The organism is Candidatus Methylomirabilis sp. (assembly GCA_036000645.1).
Lineage (GTDB): Bacteria > Methylomirabilota > Methylomirabilia > Methylomirabilales > JACPAU01 > JACPAU01.
Window position 1 is genome coordinate 1 of the sequence record DASYVA010000007.1, and the last position, 3,740, is coordinate 3,740.

Annotated in this window: 4 protein-coding genes; all 4 read left to right on the forward strand. The window is 71.3% G+C overall.

Translation table 11 applies throughout. From position 1 onward, the window contains the following. On the forward strand, nt 1-444 hold a 444-nt coding region (locus tag VGT06_00210), incomplete at its 5' end, for an NADH-quinone oxidoreductase subunit D (GenBank protein HEV8661555.1). Continuing rightward, nucleotides 441-920: an NADH-quinone oxidoreductase subunit NuoE gene (gene nuoE / locus VGT06_00215; GenBank protein HEV8661556.1), complete on the forward strand. Its 480-nt coding sequence runs from the start codon at nt 441-443 to the stop codon at nt 918-920. The genes VGT06_00210 and nuoE, both read left to right, overlap by 4 nt. Nucleotides 921-956: 36 nt before the next feature. After that, on the forward strand, nt 957-2,234 hold the full coding sequence (nuoF, locus tag VGT06_00220) for an NADH-quinone oxidoreductase subunit NuoF (protein HEV8661557.1): 1,278 nt from the start codon (nt 957-959) through the stop codon (nt 2,232-2,234). Nucleotides 2,235-2,244: 10 nt separating this feature from the next. Continuing rightward, the coding region (locus tag VGT06_00225; GenBank protein HEV8661558.1) for a 2Fe-2S iron-sulfur cluster-binding protein at nt 2,245-3,740 on the forward strand (1,496 nt) is incomplete at its 3' end.

Below are 3,740 nucleotides of genomic sequence, written 5' to 3' on the forward strand. Positions count from 1 at the left end.
GACGTCTCCCTGGGGCAGAACGGGGATGTCTACGATCGCTACCGCTGCCGCATCTTCGAGATGCGCCAGTCCACCGCGATCGTCCGCCAGTGCCTGGACCGACTGCCGAAGGGGCCGGTGAACATCGACAACCCCAAGATCGTCCCGCCGCCGAAGCCGGCCGTCCGGCGGAGCATGGAGGCCCTGATCCACCACTTCCTCCTCTATTCCCAGGGGTTCGCGGTCCCACCGGGGGAGGCCTACGTCCCCATCGAATCCCCCAAGGGGGAGATCGGGTTCTACGTGGTGAGCGACGGGAGCACCAAGCCCTACCGGGTCCGGGTCCGCCCGCCCTCCCTCCTCAACCTGCAGGCCCTCCCCCGGATGGTGGAGGGGCGGCTCGTGGCGGACGTGGTGGCGGTCATCGGGAGCATCGACATCGTCCTGGGGGAGGTCGACCGGTGACGTTCGACCCGCAGGTGGAGCAGGAGGCGGCGGCGATCCTGGCCCGCTACCCGGAGAAGCGCTCGGCCCTCCTGCCCTTCCTGCACCTGGTGCAGCGGGAGCAGGGGTACCTCTCGCCGGCAACCATGGAGGAGGTGGCCCGGCGCCTCCACCTCCACCCGGTGGAGGTCCTGGAGGTGGCCACCTTCTACTCCTGGTTCAACCTCAAGCCGGTCGGGAAGCACCGGCTCCAGGTCTGCCAGAACCTGTCGTGCACCCTGCGGGGGGCGGAGCGGATCATCGGGACCCTGAAGGAGGAGCTGCGGATCGGGGAGGGCGAGACGAGCCCCGACGGCCTCTTCACCCTGCAGCGGGTGGAGTGCCTGGCGTCCTGCGGCAGCGCCCCCGTGATGCAGGTGAACGACGAGTACCACGAGAACCTGAGCCCGGAGAGCGTGCGCGCGCTGCTTACGCGGTGGCGCGCCGCCGCCCGGTAAGCGGCCGCCGCGCCGGGGGCCGGTGGGATGCGAGGGATGCCGACCCACGAGAAGATCCTGCTCAAGAACATGGAGCGGCCCGGGTACGGCGGGACCCTGCCCGAGTACCTGGCCGTCGGGGGCTACGAGGCCGTGCGAAACGTCCTGGGGAAGGTTCCCCCGGCAGAGGTCATCGAACGCGTGAAGCGGTCGGGGCTCCGGGGTCGGGGCGGGGCCGGCTTCCCCACGGGCCTGAAGTGGGGGTTCGTCCCGAAGGACTCCGGCCTCCCCCGATACCTCCTCTGCAATGCCGACGAGAGCGAGCCCGGGACCTTCAAGGACCGCCAGCTCATCGAGCGGGACCCGCACCAGCTCCTGGAGGGGATCATCCTGGCCGCCTACGCCATCGGCTGCCACCGCTCCTACGTCTACATCCGGGGCGAGCTGGTGTACGGTGCGAGCGTCCTCACGCGGGCGCTCCACGAGGCGGCCACCCAGGGCTTCCTGGGGCAGAGCGTCCTGGGGAGCGGCTACGACCTCACGATCACCCTCCACCGGGGGGCGGGAGCCTACATCTGCGGGGAGGAGACGGCCCTGATCGAGTCGCTGGAGGGGAAGAAGGGGATGCCCCGCATCCGGCCCCCCTTCCCGGCCGTCCGGGGCCTCTACCAGTCCCCGACGGTGGTCAACAACGTGGAGACCCTCTGCAACCTCCCCCACATCCTCACCCGCGGCCCCGAGTGGTACGCCGCGATCGGCACCGAGAAGAGCAAGGGGACCCGCATCTTCTCCGTGAGCGGCCACGTGAGCCGGCCGGGGAATTACGAGCTCCCCCTGTCGGTCACGCTCCGGGAGCTCCTCCTGGAGCACGCCGGCGGCGTGAGCGACGGCCGGGCCCTCAAGGCGGTCATCCCCGGCGGCGCCTCCTCCCCGGTCCTGACCCCGCAGCACCTGGACGTGGGCATGGACTTCGAGTCGCTGGCCGCGGCCGGCTCCATGGGGGGCTCGGGGGGCGTGATCGTCATGGCGGAGGGGACCTGCATGGTGCAGGTGGGGGAGGTGGTGGCGCGCTTCTTCCACCACGAGTCCTGCGGCCAGTGCACCCAGTGCCGGGAAGGGACCGCCTGGCTCCACAAGGTCCTGGCCCGGATCGAGCGGGGGGGCGGGCGCCGGGAGGACCTGGACCTGCTCCTCGACGTCTGCGACAACATGACCGGGAAGACCATCTGCGTCCTCTCCGACGCGGCGGCGCTCCCGATCGCTTCGTACCTCCGGTACTTCCGGGACGAGTTCGAGGCCCACGTCCGGGAGCGCCGCTGTCCGCTGGCCGCGTAGGGAAGTGGGAATGCCGACCTTCAGCCTGAACGGCCAGAGCCTGACGGTCCCCGTGGGGACCACCATCCTGGAGGCGGCCCTCGCGGCGGGGGTCGAGATCCCCCACTACTGCTACCACCCGGGACTGCCGGTGGAGGGCTCCTGCCGGATGTGCCAGGTGGAGGTGGAGCGCTCCCCGAAGCTCCTCGTCGCCTGCGCCACCCCCGTGGCGGAAGGGATGGTCGTCCGGAGCGTGAGCGAGAAGGTCGAGAAGGCGCGCCAATCCGTCCTGGAGTTCTACCTCCTGAACCACCCCCTGGACTGCCCGGTCTGCGACAAGGGGGGGGAGTGCCCACTCCAGGACTACACGATGCGCTTCGGCCCCGGGGGGAGCCGCTACACCGAGCCCAAGGTGAAGCGGGTGAAGCACCGGAAGATCGGCCCCTATATCGTCTTCGACGCCGAGCGCTGCATTCTCTGCAGCCGGTGCGTCCGGTTCTGCCGGGACGTGGTCGGGACGGGGGAGCTCGGGATCGTCTTCCGCGGGGCGCAGTCCGAGATCGATCTCTTCCCGGGAAAGCAGCTCGACAACCGCTACTCCGGCAACGTGATCGACCTCTGCCCCGTCGGGGCCCTGACCAGCGAACGCTACCGCTTCCAGGCCCGGCCCTGGGATCTGGTGAAGCAGGAGCCCTCCGTCTGCCCGGGCTGCAGCCGGGGCTGCAATACGGTTCTGGACGTCCGCCACCTGGAGCGGAAGGGACCGGAGATCCTGCGGGTGCGCCCCCGCCACAACGGGGAGGTGAACGGCTACTGGATCTGCGACATCGGCCGCTTCGAGGCGCTGCCGCTCCACGGCCGCTGCCAGCTGCGGGGTCCGTCGGTGCGGCACGACGGGGCGCTCGAGCCCGCGTCGGTCCCGGCGGCGGCCGCGGCCCTCGGGGAGCGCCTCGCCCCGATCCTGGAGGCGGGGGGGCCGGGCGCTGTCGGCATCATCGCCTCTTCGCGTCTCACCTGCGAGGAGCTGTACCAGGTCAAGCGCCTGGCCTCCGACGTGCTGGAGACGCCTCACCTCGACTTCCGCGTCCGGCCGGCCCAGCAGGAGGGCGGGGATGCGGCGGAGGATGCCCTGCTCCTGAGGCGGGACCGGACGCCCAACAGCGCGGGGGCGCGGCGGCTGGGGGTTCTGCCCGGCGCCGGCGGGCACGACCTGGCCGGGATGCTCCGGGCCGCGCGGGCTGGGGACCTGAAGGCGCTCCTGGTTTTCGGCGAGGATCTCCTGGAGGAGGCGGCGCTGCCGGAGGCCGGAGAGGCGCTGGCATCCCTCTCCTTCCTGGCGGTGTGGGAGGTCCGCGAGACGGCGACGGGGAGGCGTGCCCACCTCCTCTTCCCGCTCCCCGGCGCGAACGAGAAGGACGGCTCCTTCGTGAACTTCGCCGGCCGCCTGCAGCGGATCGGGAAGGTGGTGGAGCCGGAGGGGACGGTCCCGGCGCTCGGGGAGGTCCTGCGGGAGCTCGCCCTCGCCCG